This is a genomic window from Microvirga guangxiensis, from assembly GCF_900102135.1.
In the GTDB taxonomy this organism is placed as follows: domain Bacteria; phylum Pseudomonadota; class Alphaproteobacteria; order Rhizobiales; family Beijerinckiaceae; genus Microvirga; species Microvirga guangxiensis.
Genome location: NZ_FMVJ01000003.1, coordinates 453372 through 469539 on the forward strand (window position 1 = coordinate 453372; position 16168 = coordinate 469539).

General features: G+C 59.0%; 12 protein-coding genes and 1 riboswitch. Of the genes, 7 read left to right on the top strand and 5 right to left on the bottom strand.

What is annotated here, in order from left to right:
- The first annotated feature begins 275 nt into the window (after positions 1-275).
- The 3 genes from BLP10_RS05695 to BLP10_RS05705 all read left to right on the top strand — a co-directional run bounded on the left by BLP10_RS05695 (position 276) and on the right by BLP10_RS05705 (position 5461).
- Positions 276-3629, top strand: a complete 3354-nt coding sequence (locus BLP10_RS05695) for an adenylate/guanylate cyclase domain-containing protein (protein WP_091131494.1) — start codon at positions 276-278, stop codon at positions 3627-3629.
- Positions 3630-3883: 254 nt separating this feature from the next.
- The gene (locus BLP10_RS05700) at positions 3884-4621 is read left to right on the top strand and encodes a hypothetical protein (RefSeq protein ID WP_091131498.1); all 738 of its coding nucleotides are present in this window, start codon (positions 3884-3886) and stop codon (positions 4619-4621) included.
- Between the two features lie 24 nt (positions 4622-4645).
- The gene (locus BLP10_RS05705) at positions 4646-5461 is read left to right on the top strand and encodes an SAM-dependent methyltransferase (RefSeq protein WP_091131501.1); all 816 of its coding nucleotides are present in this window, start codon (positions 4646-4648) and stop codon (positions 5459-5461) included.
- A gap of 205 nt (positions 5462-5666) precedes the next feature.
- Here the strand turns inward: BLP10_RS05705 and BLP10_RS05710 are convergent, their stop codons facing one another.
- The 5 genes from BLP10_RS05710 to BLP10_RS05730 all read right to left on the bottom strand — a co-directional run bounded on the left by BLP10_RS05710 (position 5667) and on the right by BLP10_RS05730 (position 10535).
- Positions 5667-6758 (bottom strand): TRAP transporter substrate-binding protein, encoded by a 1092-nt coding sequence (locus BLP10_RS05710; protein WP_175493794.1) that lies wholly within the window; start codon positions 6756-6758, stop codon positions 5667-5669.
- Positions 6742-7542 carry a bifunctional hydroxymethylpyrimidine kinase/phosphomethylpyrimidine kinase gene (gene thiD / locus BLP10_RS05715; protein ID WP_091131508.1) on the bottom strand — a complete coding sequence of 267 codons (801 nt, stop codon included), beginning with the start codon at positions 7540-7542 and terminating at the stop codon, positions 6742-6744. Before thiD ends, BLP10_RS05710 begins: the two co-directional genes overlap by 17 nt.
- Entirely contained in the window at positions 7539-8204 is a 666-nt protein-coding gene (gene thiE, locus BLP10_RS05720; RefSeq protein WP_091131512.1) for a thiamine phosphate synthase, read from the bottom strand. Before thiE ends, thiD begins: the two co-directional genes overlap by 4 nt.
- Complete coding sequence (gene thiM / locus BLP10_RS05725; RefSeq protein ID WP_210183593.1) at positions 8201-8989, bottom strand: hydroxyethylthiazole kinase; 789 nt, start codon at positions 8987-8989, stop codon at positions 8201-8203. Before thiM ends, thiE begins: the two co-directional genes overlap by 4 nt.
- A riboswitch (TPP riboswitch) is annotated at positions 8980-9085 on the bottom strand. Its footprint overlaps the gene before it by 10 nt.
- Positions 9086-9128: 43 nt before the next feature.
- Positions 9129-10535, bottom strand: coding sequence for an aminotransferase-like domain-containing protein (locus BLP10_RS05730; RefSeq protein ID WP_091131515.1), 1407 nt, complete (start codon positions 10533-10535; stop codon positions 9129-9131).
- 117 nt (positions 10536-10652) lie between these two features.
- Between BLP10_RS05730 and BLP10_RS05735 the strand changes: the two genes are divergently transcribed.
- The 4 genes from BLP10_RS05735 to BLP10_RS05750 all read left to right on the top strand — a co-directional run bounded on the left by BLP10_RS05735 (position 10653) and on the right by BLP10_RS05750 (position 16167).
- Positions 10653-11513: a DMT family transporter gene (locus BLP10_RS05735; RefSeq protein WP_091131518.1), complete on the top strand. Its 861-nt coding sequence runs from the start codon at positions 10653-10655 to the stop codon at positions 11511-11513.
- 178 nt (positions 11514-11691) lie between these two features.
- Complete coding sequence (gene fdhD, locus BLP10_RS05740) at positions 11692-12507, top strand: formate dehydrogenase accessory sulfurtransferase FdhD (RefSeq protein ID WP_091132125.1); 816 nt, start codon at positions 11692-11694, stop codon at positions 12505-12507.
- A 91-nt stretch (positions 12508-12598) separates the two neighbouring features.
- Positions 12599-13249: a cytochrome c3 family protein gene (locus BLP10_RS05745; protein ID WP_091131521.1), complete on the top strand. Its 651-nt coding sequence runs from the start codon at positions 12599-12601 to the stop codon at positions 13247-13249.
- A gap of 5 nt (positions 13250-13254) precedes the next feature.
- Positions 13255-16167, top strand: a complete 2913-nt coding sequence (locus BLP10_RS05750) for a TAT-variant-translocated molybdopterin oxidoreductase (protein ID WP_175493796.1) — start codon at positions 13255-13257, stop codon at positions 16165-16167.
- Position 16168: the final 1 nt, after the last annotated feature.

Consider the following 16168-nt stretch of genomic DNA (forward strand, 5'->3'; position numbering starts at 1 on the left):
GCTGAAGAACTTCCCGCAAGAAAGCCGAAAGTCGGTTCAGTGGTTTAACACGCAGCTCTGCAGGATGATCTTCATAGTGATGGGAATATGAAGTTCATCCATCGACTTGAGTTAAAATTAAACCTAACGGCCGAGTTGGTCAATGATGGCTTACGCTAAGCTGGTAACGACCATGCCCAGCCTGATGAAGCATAGCTGTAAGGTGGGGAGTGCATTTGATCGGTTAGCTGTGCTAATTTCCTTACAATGTAAGGCGGCTGCAACCGAGATGTACTGTGATTGACGTAGCAAGATGGCTCGTCGAGCAGGGGCTTGAGCAATACGCCGAGGTATTCGCCGCGAATGCCCTCGAAGGCGAAGTCCTGTTCAGCCTCACGGAAGCCGACCTCAAAGACTTGGGAATTTCGGCTCTCGGACATCGGAAAAAATTGCTTCGATCCCTTGCCGCTCTCCAGGCACAACAGGAGCTGGCAACGACAAGGCCTTCCCGCGAGTCCCAAAACACATCGGCGGGCTTTGCCGAGCGGCGTCAACTGACCGTTCTTTTTTGCGACCTCGTGGGTTCGACGGAACTGTCGGCGCGGCTTGATCCTGAGGATCTGCGCGAGGTCATCAGTGCTTATCACGATGCCTGCATCCAGGTAGCAGCTCGAGTGGAGGCTTATGTCGCCAGGTTCCTCGGGGATGGTGTGCTGATCTATTTTGGGTGGCCGCAAGCTCATGAGGACGATGCCGATAGGGCGGTTTCTACAGGCCTCGCCCTGATCGAAGCAATCAATCATCTGAAACCTCCGGGGGGCGCGCAGTTGCAGGCCCGCATAGGTATTGCGACAGGGCCGGTGGTGATCGGCGACTTATCGGGACGAGAGGCCGCCGACACTGTGATTGGTGAAACGCCAAATCTGGCGGCAAGGCTCCAAGCTATTGCGGAACCGGGCGCTGTGCTTATCAGTCCGATAACGCGTCGGCTTGTAGATGGATTGTTCGAGCTGGAGGATCTGGGCCCGCAAAATCTCAAGGGCTTTGCAAACGCGCTGACGGTATGGCGCGTCAAAAGCGAGATACGAGCCAACGACCGTTTCGAGGCCAAGCATCCTGTCGGCTATACGCATCTTGTCGGGCGCGAGGAGGAACTCTCGTTGTTCCTACGCCGCTGGCAGCAGGTCAAAGGAGGCGAGGGCCAGGTCATCCTTCTCTCTGGACCGGCGGGAATAGGCAAATCGCGTCTGGTGCTAGAATTGCGTGAGCAACTGAGTGGTGAGACTTATGTGGCGCCTCGCCTGCAAGGTACGCCCTATCATATTTCTACACCTCTTTATCCTGTGATCCAGCACTTCGAGAACGCCGCCGATGTGAAGCGCGATGATCCGCCTGAGGTGAAGCTTGACAAGATCGAGGCGCTGCTTGCTCGGAATACGGGTGATCTTGACCCTGCCGTTCCGCTGATGGCAGCTGTGCTCGGCATTCCTACAGGCTCTCGCTACACCCTCCCGGAATTGACGCCGCAACGCCAGAAGCAACTCACGCTGGAAGTGATATTCCAACAGCTCGAGGGCTTGACTGCCGGCTGCCCCGTGCTTTTCATCTGCGAGGATGCGCAATGGCTGGATCCGACGACGCTGGATTTTCTGGAGCTTGTGATCGAGCGTATTGAGTGCCTGAAGGTGATGCTGATTGTCACGGCGCGGCCTGAGTTCTCGCCTCCTTGGGATAGCAGCGGCCATATGACTGCGCTGTCTCTGAATGGCCTCCCAAGAGACCAAGGCGTCAGCATTGTCGAGCAGATGACTAAGGGTAAATCGCTGCCGGGCTCCCTGCTTCAAGAAATACTGGAAAGAGCGGACGGCGTACCCCTTTTCATCGAGGAACTGACGAGGGAGGTCATTGAATCGGGTATCGTGATCGATGAAGGCAACAGTTATGCCTTGGCAGGCCCTTTGTTTCCTCCGGTCATCCCAGCGACTTTGCACGATTCTCTTCTGGCCCGCCTGGATCGTCTGGGGAAAGCCAAGGAGATTGCCCAGATCGGAGCTGCAATTGGCCGCGACTTTTCCTTTCCATTGTTAGCGGCAGTTGCCGAGCGCCCGCAGGAAGAGTTGCGGGACATGGTGGAGCAACTCGTCACATCCGGTCTCGTGCAACCTAGTGGCTCACCGGATACGGGAGTCTACAGTTTCAAACATGCTCTGGTGCGGGATACGGCTTATGAGAGCCTCCTGAAAAGCAGGCGCCGGCAGATCCATTCCGGCATCGCCAGTGCTCTCGAGAGTCAAAGGCCCGAAACCAAAGATATTCAGCCGGAGCTTCTGGCTCACCACTATGCCGGTGCCGGACAGACGCAGGAGGCTGCAGATTATTGGCGCAGGGCAGCGGAACGGACGATTGAACACTTCGCCAACAGTGAGGCCATCGCTCATTGCGACAGAGCGATCATGCAGCTTCGCACTTTGCCGCCGGCACCTGAGCGAATACGGGCAGAGCTTGAGGTGCAACTCATCAAAGGTGTCGCCGTGCGTGCCGCCAAAGGCTACAGCGTGCCGGAGTCCGAGGAAGTTTTTCTCCGGGCCTGCGAGCTCTGCGAGACTTTGGGAGATCGCGTCAATTTGGTCCATGCGCTTCGCGGCCTGTTTGGAGCCTACTACGTGGCCGCTCGATGGTCCGATGCCGAACGGGTTGCCGAACGGATTTGTGCTGCCACAGACGGCCTCGATGATCGCGTTCTGCTGTGCATCCGCTGGACCATGGATGGGGCAGCTCGGCTATTCAGAGGAGAGCCTGCAGACGCTTGTACTTGTCTGCAGAGAGCGCTCGACTGTTACGATGAGAAGGATCGCGAGATCCATATTCGGCTGACGGGGCACGAGATGGCCTCCCTGATCCGCTTTCACCTCGCCATTGCAGAATGGCTCAGCGGAAAGCTGGATAGGGCCATGCGCACTTCCGCGGAGGCCGTGGATATTGCCCGGTCTGCCATGCAGCCTTTCTCGCTTGCTCAAGCGCTCGGCAACATCGCATTGCTCCAGATCCTCGCAAGAAATTTCGATGCTGCCAAAGAGCTTACCAGAGAAACGGTCGAGATTAGCGTTCAACACGGAATTCCTGATTACATTCTGTTCGGCAACTTGTTGGCCGGAACGCTGACGGCCATCGAGGGAGATCTTCGAAACGGAAATCGTCTTGCCCAGGAAAGCATGGTCGGATTGCATCGAGCTGGTTGGCGCTGCTTAATTCCTATCTTGCTGGTCCACATCGCTGCAGCTGCGGAGCGGGCTGAAGAGACAGACATGGGACATGAGATAGCGAGAAATGCACTGTCCATGATACGCGATAGCGGTGAGGCGATATGGGAGGCCGAGGCCTTGCGCATTCAGGCTCTCATAAAAATGGCCTGTGGCGCTGACAGTGCTGAAGCGGAGGACATTCTGCATGCTGCCATCGATCTCGCAAGGCGCCAGAAAGCGAAAGCGTTTCAGATTCGCTCGGCTGTTTCACTTGCCCACTTGTGGATGAGGCAGGGGAAGCTGCATGAAAGCCAGAGCCTGCTTGGTCCAATCTATGCGGAAATCACTGAGGTATTCGGAGCGCCTGATTTGGTGGAAGCGCGAATGTTGCTTGATAAGCATCACTAGCCCTCTCCATGCGAGGTAATTCCGGCGCAACGCTTAAAACCGTAGTTCTATTCTCTTTCGAAGAACGGCCAAGTTCAGCCGCGACGCATCCGATCTATCTCCAAAGATGGTGACTAGTTTTGATGTTCAGCGTTTGATCTGATCGACAAGTGCCTCGAAATATCCGTTCCTGCCACCTGTTCCGAAGAGCATCCAAACTAGTCACTTTCGTGCCATCACGGTACAGTTTGCGTTGACATTCCACGGAGAGTGCCATGGCAACGGAGCTTCGTGACTTTCTGGCCGACTTGGCGACCGACCCGAAAAGTCTGGCAGGGTTCATCGTCGATGCAGATGCCGCAATGGAGCAGGCGGAACTCTCCGACGAGGACCGCAAGCTCTTGCTGAGTGGGAACCTCGCGGCGATCCAAGCGCGATTAGCCGGCCTTGACGCCGAGAGTGCAGCGACACCGCAGATCGTCGTTGTAGCCGGGCTCGATCAACTCCGGAAAGTATATGTCGATCACATGCGAACCACGCCTCCCCCAGGAGCCGAGGTATCGCAATTTGGAGCGCGCCAGCAGACGCTTGTTGGAGCCGTAGCACCTCAATTTGGTGTATGGCAGCAGGCGCTCGCAGGAGCTGTGGCGCCTCAGGTTTCACCATCGCAGCAAATGCCGGCAGGAGCTGTGGCTCCACAGGTTTCACCTTGGCAACAAACCCCTGCGGGTGCGGTTGCGCCACAGGTTACCCCTTGGCAGCAGTTGCCAGCAGGGGCTGTGGCGCCGCAAGTTGGGTTCTGGCAGCAAGCTCCCGCGGGCGCTGTCGTTCCTCAAGTTGCGCCATGGCTGCAGCCTGCGCCGGGAGCCATGGCCCCACAATTTGCGATGTGGCACCAGGCGGCGCCAGGTGCTGTTGCGCCACAGATGGCGTTCTGGCCACAGGCTGCGCCAGGAGCCATGGTGCCACAATATGCATTTCCGTTTGTCATGATTCCGATCTGGTGGCGATGAGCTCTGTGCAATGCGCCAAGCACTATGACGCGCACTGTCTGCTCTAAGGGAGGCAATGTGTACGACGATCAACTCCTTGTCGTTGGAACGGGCATCCGAACGACCGGCCAACTAACCGTTGAAACGATTGCTTGCATGCAATGTGCCGCCCGCCTCTTTTACATCGTCGCGGACCCTGTGGCCGAAGAGGTGATCCGCCGTCTTTGCCCCGATGGAGCCGAGACGCTTTACGACCTTTACGGAGAGGGCAAGCCGCGGATGCAGACCTATCAGGAAATGGTCGACCGTATTCTTGCGAGCGTGCGATCCGGCGAGCGCACCGTCGCAGCCTTTTATGGTCATCCCGGGGTCTATGCCTATGCCTCGCACGAATCGATCAGGCGCGCTCGTGCGGAGGGGTTCCGTGCTCGGATGCTGCCCGGCATCTCAGCCGAGGACTGCCTCTTTGCGGATCTGGGCATAGACCCATCTGCGAACGGTTGTCAGTCCTACGAAGCGACCGACTTTCTTCTCAATTCGCGCTCCGTCGACAATTCGGCTCAGCTCATCCTCTGGCAGGCCGGACTCGTGGGCGATCTAACCTTTCGCCGCTATGCCTATGACATTTCGGCCATGCCGCTCCTGCTTGAAAAGCTTTCGCTTTTCTATCCGCGAACGCACCCGGTGTATCTCTATGAGGCACCAACAGTTCCCGGATGCGAGCCTATGATCCGTCCCATCATGCTGGAGGAAATTTTAACGGCAAGCATCACTGCGACAACGACACTCTATCTGCCCCCGGCGCGAGCGACGATGCCGGATCCGACTTACCTCAGCCGGGTACGATTACCGCAAGGATGAGCGGGCATAGGACAAGCTTAATCTCCATGTTCGAGGGAAACGAAAGTGCCCTCGTGGAGAAGGGAAGCCCTCATGTGCCTTAGCGCCATTGAGCGCGGGCCCTGAGCATAGGTTGCCAGTCGCAGGCTTGGGCTGGCCTTCGACAGCTTCTTTCATACCGCCTGCGAACTTTTCGTCACTAGCTGACAGCTTGATAAGTTTATCCTTACCGTGCGGCTGAAGATGTTCTTATGCTCGCTCTCGCCATATCCGCTGCGAGAGCCGACCAGCCGCGCATATCGTCCTGAGCTTTTCTGTAGCTTTCAACGATACGGTTGGCGAGGGAAGAGGTCGAAGCAATCTCTGACAGGAGCTCGGTCGAGGCCGATTGTGCCATATCTAGAACGGATCGAGGGAATGCCTGAAGGCTCACTGGATATCTGCCGAGAATCTCCGTCAAAGCCGCAGCATTGGTTTGATAGGCATCGGCAAGCCCCAAGGTATGTTCTGCTCTGCAGGCTTCCATGACGATGTTGCGCAGGTCTGTCGACAACGTCTCCCAGGCCGCAAGCGAGATCAAAAGTTCGCTAGCGCCATTGGGTTTATTGAACCCTGGTGCGTAATAGAACGATGCATATTTCGGCAGGCCGGTTTCCAGATCCGTCGCAGGAGCCAGAAACTCCGCAGCATCGATAGTGCCCTTTTCAAGAGCAGGTAGAAGATCGCCGGCGGAAACGGTCATCGGGACAGCACCCAGCTTGGCATAAATCTCGGCTCCCAAACCCTGAACCCGCAATCGCATGCCTTTTAGGTCTTCGACGCCATTCAATTTGTGACGAAACCATCCGCCCATGGACGGCCCCGTATTGCCTGCAAGAAATGCCCGTACTCCGTGAGGCCTGTAGAGTTCGTCCCAGAGCGTCTGACCGTCCCGTAACTCGATCCAGGCCTGATGCTCGATCGGGCCGAGGCCAAAAGGAACACTTGTGAAGAATCCTGCGGACGGCATGCGCCCCTGCCAATAGAGCGACGCCGTGTGACCCATTTCCACGGTTCCATTCGAAATCGCATCGAGGACTGCGAAGGGCGGCACGATCTCGCCGGCCGCAAAGAGATCGATCTGAAGCCGCCCGCCGCTCATGGCGTTGATGCGATCAACGATTCGTTGCGCCGATATGCCGGGACCGGTGCGTCCCTTCGGCCACGATGTGACCATGCGCCAGCGCAGATTCTTAGCATGAACAACAGCTGGAGTTGCAAGAGCGGCTGCACCGATGCCGAGCGCAGCGCGGCGTGAAAGTTTAGGACCAAAGAGCATGGAAGTGATGCACGGGCCCATGCCCGCGTCCAATGGTGAGATGATCGGATGCGCCGATGGCCGCGCTGACGAAACGCTTGCCTGCCGAAATCGCCTCGTCGAGCGATAGGCCTCTCGCAAATCCCGCTGCAATTGCCGACGACAGGGTGCAGCCCGTGCCGTGCGTATTGCGCGTCTTGATGCGAGGAGACGCGAAGCGCCGCATGCCCTCCACGTCCAGGAGAACATCGATGCTCTCGGGACCCGTACCATGGCCGCCTTTCAGCAGCACCGCTTTGGGTCCCATGGCGAGGATCCTCTCGGCTTGCCGGTGCATGGTGGCCTCGTCCTGGGCCAAAGGCTCATCGAGAAGGGCAGCGGCTTCCGGAAGGTTGGGCGTGACGAGCAAAGCCATCGGCAGCAAAACTTGCCGCAAGGCGTCGACCGCCATTGGTGCGAGCAAAGTGTCCCCGCTGGCGGCCACCATCACCGGATCGAGCACGATCTGCGTGATGCCGTGACGCGCAAGCCCTTCTGCGACTTCCGTGATGACGGCAGGCTGGGAGAGCATTCCAATCTTCACGGCATCGACGGAGAGGTCGGAGAAGACACTGTCGATCTGCTGTGCAACGAAGTCCGGAGGGACATCATGTATTGCCTGAACGCCGAGCGTGTTCTGCGCCGTCAGCGCCGTGATAACACTGGCGCCGTAAACGCCGAGTGCAGAAAAGGTCTTGATGTCCGCCTGAATGCCTGCCCCGCCACCTGAGTCAGAGCCTGCAATGGTGACCGCGATGGATGTCATGCGGGAGCACTCCTTTTTTCCAAGGCTTGATCCACCATTCTCCTTAGTCTTCTGGCCTCTTCTTGGGTGTCAGGCGCCATGAAGAGTGCTGAGATGACTGCGATGCCGTCAGCCCCCGCAGCAATGACGGACTGCGCATTCGATGCGTCGATCCCTGCAATTGCGCCGATGGGCTTATTGGCTGCAGCTCTGGCACTCGTCAGGATGCTGCGAAGCCCATCGATGCCGATGGGCAAAGAGGAATTGTTCTTGCTTGAGGTTGAGAAGATGCCGCCAATACAGGCATAATCGACCGGCATGCCTACCATGTTTGCAGCATGCTCTTGCGTCTTGAGGGTCCATCCGATGATGGCGTTGGGGCCGAGCAACTCGCGCGCATCTTCAGGGTGCATGTCATCCTGACCGAGATGAACGCCATCGGCGCCGGCGGCCATTGCGACATCGACCCGGTCGTTAATCAGCAGAGGTACGCCTGTGCCTACGAGTGCCTCTTTTAGAGCGCGAGCCAGTTCTACAGAACGGCGGCCATTGGCGTTTTTGTCCCGGTACTGCATGAGCGTCGCGCCACCGGAGACGGCTTGCCGTACAAGTCCGATAGGATCGCGGCCTGCCGTCCGTTCAGGGGCGATAATGCCGTAAAGCCTGAGATCAACAGAATTCATATGATCTTTCCATGTGTGGAGATGGCTGATGAATTGAGGCTGAAGAGGGCGTCGAGGAAAGCAGGCTGAAACGTGCCGGGTCCTTTCGCCTCGTGTGCAGCGATTTCACCGGCAATCCCGGTGACGAGCAGAGCCGCGGCGGTGGCCTCAAGTGCGTTGTCGTGCAAAGCGGAGAAAGCTGCGATGAGGGCCGTTCCTGCGCATCCCATAGCGGTTACGCAGGTCATCAGCGGATGGCCGTTTGCGATGCGAATAAGACGATTTCCGTCAGTGATGAGATCGATTGTGCCGGTGAGCGCAACGACCATCGCATGGGATTTAGCGAATGCCTGCAAGGCCTCGGACGTTGGCTCTGTTCCGGAGAGGGCTTTGAACTCGCTCTCATTGCAGCGCAGGACCCGGGGCATTCCCGAGAGGCATTCATGGCAAAACTCCAGGCGAGGCGGAGAAACTTCTACGAAGACTGGATCAAGTACCCACGGCTTGGCCTGAGCGTTGGCTGTTGCAATCGCATGTGGGATTGCCAATCGACGATCTTTGTCAAGGGTGCCGAGATTGACGAGAAGGGCATCGCAGCGGCTCGTAAAGCCGGTGACCTCTTCCGGTGCGAAGGTCAGAGATGGAACCGCGCCTGAGGCCAACAGCAGGTTTGCCGTAAAGGTCTGTGCAGCTGCGTTCGTGATCGCATGCACGCGTATGTGCCTGCTGCGAAGACGCGCAAGCAAAAGCCCGGCCAAATTCGGAAGATCAAGGGCGTCCATCACGGACGCTGGTGCGCTCATCATCTCGCAATCCCTCCGCCGGCATGATCCGGATCAGGTTCGATGGGTTGATCTTTTAAAAAGACCTCTCAGCCCGAATGGGCACCCCAAGGAGATGCTTGAGACATAGTCCCTAAACTGCGTCTTGGCAAGGATCACTCGTTCAGGGAGAGGGATGCTGGATTTGCATTGCCCGTTTCAGAGACGAGAGGATTCTTGGATCGCCTGTTTGCGCAACATTGAAGCGGATGAATGGTGCAGCCATTTGTGAGATGCTGAACACGTTTCCTGGAGCCAGAACCACGTTTTCTTCCAGCAGCGTGCGAGCCAGCGTCGCTGAATCATGATCCTCCGGCAGACGGCACCAGAGATAAAATCCGCCGCGCGGCATAACCCATGGCTTGATGCCGAGATTATCCAGCCGGGTTGCCATTTCGCGCCTTGCCCGTGAAAGGCGCTTTCGCAGTTCCTCCATGTGCTTGCGGTAGCTGCCACCCGAGAGAACTTCGGCAATCAGCTCGGTCGCAATCGGGCTCGGCCCGCCGAAGCAAGTGGCAACTTGAAGATCTGTCAGACCTTCGATCCAATCCTTTCTCGCGGCGATGTAGCCACAGCGGATCGAGGCCGACAGGGTTTTCGAAAAGCTCCCGATCCGGATGACCCGGTTGAGGCCGTCGAGGATCGCAAGACGTGGCGAGGGCTCCGGTTCGAAATCGGCAAAGATCTCGTCCTCGACGATCGTCACGTCATGAGCGGCGGCTGCGCTCAGGATTCTATAGGCATTCTGTGGAGAAGGGGTGGCTCCCGTCGGGTTATGAAGCGCTGAGTTGGTGATGTAGAGGCGCGGCCGTTCTGTCGCCATGATGCTTTCGAAAACGTCGGCATCAGGGCCGGAGGGTGTATACGGCACGCCGACGATCCTGACCTGATGCGCACGGAGCAGCGCCTGAAAGTTGAAGTAGCATGGATCGTCCACCACAACCGTGTCGCCAGATCTCAGCAGGAAACGACAGACTAGGTCGATCGCTTGCGTCCCCGAGCCCGTAAGCATGATCTGATCGGGTGACGTCTCAAGGCCTTCTTCCGCAAATCGTCCGAGCAGCAGCCGGCGCAGGCGCAGCGAGCCACGTGTACTGCCATAATCCGCAAGCATCGCATCCTCGGCCCGCGCGAGTGTGCGCATGGCGCGGCGAAGGGCAATATGCGGCATCCAATCCGCAGGTAACCAGCCGCATCCAGGTTTCAGTGCTGTAGAAGCGGCGTCGAGCGACTGTCGCGAAACCCAGAATGGGTCGACGGCACGATCGCGGCGTGGCTCAGTTTCCGCCAGCGCAAGCGGCGTCATGGCATTGCCTGCGACATAGAAGCCGGAGCCCCGTCGGGCACGGATCAGGCCCTCTGCGGCAAGGCGATCATAAGCCTCGACGACAGTCGACGGCGACACCCCCATGGAGGTTGCAAAGCTTCTGATCGAGGGCAGCCTGTCCTCGGAGGAGAGGGCCCGGCTCGATATCTTCGAGCGGACCGCTGCCATCACTTGTTCTGTCCGTGTGGGTTCTTCGTTCTTCATCCATGTTCTGCCAAGTGTATGGATAAACGTACCCATACAATTTTGACAGATTGTATTGCATTGTTGCTGTTCGAGCCAGCGGCCAAATCCTATGCTCGTCTTTGAAAGAGAGGCGATATGGATCGAACGACGGATGCGTGGGGCAGCGGCCTCCTGGGTGTTATCATCTTCAGCGGCTCGTTGCCTGCCACCCGAGTTGCTGTCGGCGATTTCTCACCCCTGTTCCTGACCTCGGCTCGTGCAGTGATTGCCGCTCTTCTTGGGGCGGTCTTCCTGAGACTTCTCCGGCAGAAGATGCCTGAACGGGGCGACCTCTTCTCGCTTGCGGTGGTTGCGCTTGGCGTTGTGGTCGGTTTCCCGTTGCTGACCGCGCTTGCCCTTCAGCACATCACCTCGGCTCATTCCATCGTCTTCATCGGACTGCTGCCGCTTGCAACCGCCATCTTCGGCGTTCTGCGGGGAGGCGAAAGACCCAAAGCGATCTTTTGGCTGTTTTCAGGGCTCGGTGCCGCCACGGTCGCCGGCTTCGCCCTGCTCAACAGCGGCGGCGGATCGCTTACGGGCGAGTTGCTGATGGTAGCAGCGATCCTGTTGTGCGGCCTCGGCTATGCGGAGGGCGCCACGCTGTCGCGCAGGCTTGGTGGATGGCAGGTCATCTCATGGGCTCTGCTGATGTCGCTCCCGATGATGGCGGCTCTCGCGCTGATGACGCTGCCGGGCTCCTGGAGCGGGATCGGCATGCCCGCCTGGCTTGGGCTCGCCTATGTTTCCGTATTCAGCATGCTGGTCGGATTTGTCTTCTGGTATCGCGGCCTCGCCCTGGGCGGCATCGCGGGAGTCGGGCAGCTGCAACTGCTCCAACCCTTCTTCGGGCTGGCGCTGGCGGGCCTTCTGCTTCATGAGCCGGTCGCCTGGACAATGATCGCGGCGACAGGCGTTGTTGTCCTTTGCGTTGCCGGCGCCAAGCGGTTCGCATGAGCCTGATGTTCCTGCTCTGAACAGCTTTGGATGCTCGGCCTCGATCTGGGGCGGATACGGCCGGCAAGGGGAACGGTCAGGCTTCCCATTCATTATCATGCAACGCAACAATCGCCGCCAATGCAGCGAAATCGATCCGGATTGCTTTAGTGCGGTCGTCATTGCCGGAGGCGGCAGAATGAGCTTGAACCTGTCCCCCATCGTTCGTATGCCGCAAGTCAAGGTCGGCAGGGAGGCGTTTGCGCCTGGCGAGCGTGTCGTGGCGGAGGAAATGCCCATTGCCATGACCTATAACGGATCGACCCATGCAGTGATGATGGCGAGCCCGGCCGACCTGGAAGATTTCGCTCTCGGCTTCAGCCTCTCCGAAGGTGTTATCGCGGCTCCGGACGACCTCGTTTCAACCGAAATCATCGAGCACGAGACGGGATGCGAAATCCGCATGTGGCTGTCGGAGCGGCGCAGCGCATCCTATCAGATGCGGCGGCGCGCCCTTGCTGGCCCGATCGGATGTGGATTGTGCGGGGTTGAATCCTTGGCTGAGGTCGAACGTCCGCTTCCTTCGATCACAAGCGAGCTGCAGGTTTCACCAGAGGCGATAGCGGGGGCGATGGAAAATCTTTCCGATGCTCAGCGGCTGAACCGCGAGGCCAGAGCCATCCATGCTGCCGCCTTTTGGCGTCCAGAGCAGGGCGTGGTTGCCATCCGGGAGGATGTCGGACGGCATAATGCGCTCGATAAGCTGGCTGGAGCTTTGGCTGCGCGCTCAGAAATCTGCTCGGATGGTGCCGTTCTGCTGACCAGTCGCGTCTCGGTCGAGATGGTGCAGAAGACGGCCCGCATGGGGGCTCCTCTCCTCATCGCGATCTCCGCGCCGACGGCCCTTGCTATCAGGGCCGCCGAAGGTTGCGGCATTACTTTGCTGGCGGTCGCAAGAGGGGACAGCTTCGAAGTCTTCACCCATCCCCAAAGGGTCGCCCTGACCCAGCCATGAGGGAACGAAGCTGCGCTGAACCGATTGTCCAACAGCGAAGCTTCGATCGGGCCAGAAAACCTGACCAAACGATGGGTGCGCGACACAGGCAATGGCGCAGCTCTTTACACCGGCAGCAACGACCCTGTTCAGGGTGGTCATCGTGCTCGTTGGGGCCGGGATCGTCGCGGCCGGCGCGCTGGCTTATGTCTGGGCCCGTTCCGACAGCACCTGGAATGTCGGCAAGCCTGCACCTCAGCCTGTTCCATTCCGGCATGATCTGCACAGCGGAACTTTGAACATCGATTGCCGCTATTGCCATTCCACGGTCGAGCGCGCGGCCGACGCCGGCATGCCTTCTGCTCAGACCTGCATGTCATGCCATTCTCAGGTGTGGGTGGGCGCGAGCGTCCTCGATCCGGTCCGTTCCAGCTTCACCCTTGGACAGCCGATTGAGTGGACGTCCGTCCACCGCCTTCCGGATCACGCCTATTTCAACCACGCTGCCCATGTGAGCAAGGGGGTCGCCTGCGAGACCTGCCATGGCCGGGTGGACCAGATGCCGAAGACCGTGAAGACGCAGACCTTATCCATGGGCTGGTGCCTGGACTGCCATCGCGACCCGGTTCCGAATCTTCGACCGCAAGAGGCCGTGTTCACCATGGGCTATGATGCCCACGACAAAGATCTGCCGAATGATATTCGCGAATTTTATCGGGCCGCTTCGCAGCGTCTCACCAGTTGCAACACATGCCACCGGTAACAGCGATGGGTGAGAGCGCAAAGTTCGATCTGGATGCATTGAGGGCTCGCCTCGCCGCGGAAGAAGGCCCAAGACTCTGGCGCAGTCTTGAGGAACTGGCAGATATGCCGGAGGTGCGCCGGTATGTGGAAGCCGAGTTTCCAGACGTGGCCCAAGCCTCGTCAATCGACCGCCGGACGCTGCTGAAATTGATGAGCGCGTCATTCGCCCTGGGAGGGCTCGCCGCCTGCAATGGAAGCGACGCGAGCAAGAATGCTCCGCTCCTGTCCCAGAGTCATAACATGCCGGGCTATACGCCGGGCGTGCCTCTCACGGTTGCGACATCCCTTCCATTGAACGGCTTTGGGCGAGGCGTTCTTGTGAAGGTACAGGAGGGGAGGCCGATCAAGATCGAGGGAAATCCGCTTCACCCGGCAAGCCTCGGAGCAACGGATGTCTTCGCGCAGGCCGAAATCCTGTCCCTCTACGATCCCGATCGCTCGGGCTCACCGATTCAGAACGGCATCCCGCGAAGCTGGGAAGAGCTCACGAACTTCATTCGCCCTGTGCGGAACGAGCTTGTCGTCGGTGAGGGACGGGGACTTCACATTCTGATGCCGCCTACATCATCGCCGACCCTGAACAGGCTCATCGGCCAGACAAGGCAACTGTTTCCGCTTGCGCAATGGCATGTGTTCTCGCCTATCGACGACAACAACAGGCAAGCGGCTGCCATGGAGATATTCGGGCGGAACGTCGATCTCATCTACGACCTGTCCCAAGCCGATACCATTGTGACCCTCGGGGGCGATCTCTTCGCCGAGGAGCCGGGACATCTGCGCTATGCGGCCGATTACCAGAACCGGCGGCGCATGCAGGATAAGGATCTGCCGCGTCTCTTCTCGGTCGAGGCCAGGCCGAGCCTCGTCGGCGCGCGCGCGGATGAGCGCGTGATCATTCGAGCACGGGAGTTCGAAGCATTCACGCTATCACTGGCATTCGCCATCGAAGCAAACGCTGAACAACCTTCGGACGCGCATCCTGCAATCTCCCGTCTGGCGAACGAACTGCGCCGGTCGGGATCTCACGGCCTGGTCGTTGCTGGACAGGAGCTGCCCGCCCATGTGCATGCTCTCGCGCTTTCAATCAATGCGAAGCTGGGCGCGTTCGGCACGGCGATACGAGCCGTAGAGCCGGCACGAGTCGCAGTAGAAGGCGCCCAAGGGCTCCGTGAGTTGGCCGAAGCGATGGAGGCCGGTCGGGTAACCCATCTTATCGTTCTTGGAGGCAACCCGGTCTACACGGCTCCAGCAGACATTGACCTTGCCGCCCTCATCCGGCGTGTTCCTCTCTCGATGCATCTTGGCCAGCATCGCGATGAGACCGCTGCCGCCTGCCAGTGGCATGTGCCCGAGGCTCATCCCCTGGAGAGTTGGGGTGATCTGCGGGCTTTCGATGGCACTGTGGGCTTGAGACAACCTGCGACGATGCCGCTGAAGCCGGTGTTGAGTGCGGAGGAGTTTCTCGGCCTCATGGCGGGTCAGAACGTAGATGGACGCAGCCTTGTCCAGGTAACCTGGCGTGAGGCTTGGGGCGATGCGTTTGGGGAGCGCTGGGCGCGCTCGCTTGAAGACGGCGTGATCGATGGCTCGGCATCCCCTGCCATCGACATCTCCACGCGGGTTGATTGGCAGCCCGGAGCCGCTGATCCGATTCCATCTGCAGGCATCGATGTGATGTTTGCGCCTGACCCATCCATGTGGGACGGGTCCTATGCGAATAACGGATGGCTGCAGGAACTGCCGAAGCCGCTGACGAAACAGGTCTGGGGCAATGCGGCACTGATTGCTCCGGAGACGGCGAGCATCTTCGGCCTGTCATCAGGCGATGCCATCGATCTTAGCGTGGAAGGCCGCGTCGTGCGAGCTCCTGTCTGGGTGATGCCGGGACATGCGCCTGGAGCCGTGACAGTGACGCTCGGCTACGGGCGCCGGCAGGCGGGCCGGATCGGAAACGACATCGGGTTCGACGCGTATGCAATCCGACCGTCGACCCAGCCATGGATCACCGCAGGTGACATCAGGATCGTCGGCGGCCGAGTGCCGATCGTCTCCACGCAGCAACACCACTCTCTCCAGGGGCGCGACATCGTACGCACCGTCTCGCCCGATCAAGCAAGTGCGCAGGAGACGGAAAAGCTGCCGTCATTCTATCCGGAATGGCCCTATCAGGAACATGCCTGGGGTATGGCGATCGATCTTGACGCCTGCATCGGGTGCAATGCCTGCGTCATCGCATGCCAGGCAGAAAACAACATCGCGGTCGTCGGCCCGGAGGAGGTTGCGAAAGGGCGCGAGATGCATTGGCTGCGTGTGGACCGATATTATGGGGGAAACCCTGTCAGTCCGGACACCTATTTCCAGCCCGTGCCCTGCATGCAATGCGAGAAGGCTCCGTGCGAAGTGGTGTGCCCGGTGAATGCCACGGTGCATTCCTCCGAGGGACTCAACGACATGGTTTATAACCGCTGCATCGGCACGAGAACCTGCTCGAATAATTGCCCCTACAAGGTCCGCCGTTTCAATTTCCTTGACTATCAGGGCACCGATTACACGGCCTCACCCGATGCCATGAACCCGCAGGTAACGGTGCGGGATCGCGGGGTCATGGAAAAGTGTACTTACTGCGTTCAGCGGATTGGCGCGGCGCGTGCCGAAGCCCGCATCGAGGACAGGCATCTGCAGGATGGAGAGGTCATGACGGCATGCCAACAGGCTTGCCCGACCCAAGCCATCATATTCGGCGACATCAACGATCCCGTCAGCTCTGTGAGCCAGCTTAAGAAAAATTCGCGCAACTATGCGCTGCTGGGTCATCTGAACACGCAGCCACGCACCACTTATCTCGCCCGCATCAAGGCTTCTACGGAGAACGGATAGC